The organism is Frigoribacterium sp. CFBP 13605 (assembly GCF_014839405.1).
Lineage (GTDB): Bacteria > Actinomycetota > Actinomycetes > Actinomycetales > Microbacteriaceae > Frigoribacterium.
Genome location: NZ_JACYNS010000216.1, coordinates 1 through 871 on the forward strand (window position 1 = coordinate 1; position 871 = coordinate 871).

Below are 871 nucleotides of genomic sequence, written 5' to 3' on the forward strand. Positions count from 1 at the left end.
GCCGTCGCGTTCGCCGACGGGCGGTCCGAGTCGCCGGGTGAGTCGCTGAGTCGGGCGGGCATGAGGGCCGCCGGGCTCACGGGGCCCGTGTTGCAGGCCCGGTTCCCGGTGACGGGCCCCCTGATCGGCTTCGTGGACTTCTGGTGGCCGCAGTTCGGCGTCATCGGCGAGTTCGACGGCGAGGTGAAGTACCGCGACGAACGGATGCGGGCCGGGCGCAGCCCCGAGCAGGTCGTGATCGACGAGAAGCGGCGCGAGGACGATCTGCGAGCGCTGCCCGGCGTGCGCACGGTCGTCCGATGGACCTGGGGCGACGCCCTGCGCGCCGAGCCCATGGTGCGGGCCCTCGCGCGCGCCGGGGTGCGCTGAAGGGGCTGGCAGCGCAACACCCCCGAACCGGCGTGACACCCTCGGATCAGAGGGTGTCACGCCGGTTCGGGGGTGTGGCAGCGGGTCGGGTCAGCGACCGCCGCGCTGGCCGCCGCCGGTGCGGGCCTTGCCGCCCACGAGGCCGCCGACCTTGAGCGAGCCGGGACGGCCGCCCTCGGACGAGGCGCGTCGTCCGCCGCTGCGCTGGCCGCCGTCACGCTGGCCGCCCTCGCGCGAGCCGCCGAGCGACGCGGCGAACTCGGCCTGGTCGTTGCGGACGGCGTTGGTGCGGCTCTGGCCGCCGTCGCTCTGGGTGCCGCTGCTCTGGGCGCGGCGACCGGTCTGGCGGGTGCCACGGGTCTCGTCGCGAGCACCGTCGCGCGTGCCACGGGCGTCGTCGCGGACGGGCGTGGACGAACCGCGGCCCGACTCGGTCGAGTAGAAGGTCGAGGCGCCACCGCGGGGAGCGGCGTCGCGGCGGGCGCCGTCGCGGCCACCCTGG

At 76.6% G+C, this 871-nt stretch carries 2 pseudogenes; one reads left to right on the forward strand and one right to left on the reverse strand.

Going from position 1 to position 871, the window contains the following annotated elements:
• Positions 1-369 (forward strand): annotated as a pseudogene (locus IFT36_RS16110) (hypothetical protein); the annotation flags it as partial.
• Positions 370-459: 90 nt separating this feature from the next.
• Here IFT36_RS16110 and IFT36_RS16115 read toward each other — a convergent pair.
• A pseudogene (locus tag IFT36_RS16115) lies at positions 460-871 on the reverse strand (hypothetical protein); the annotation flags it as partial.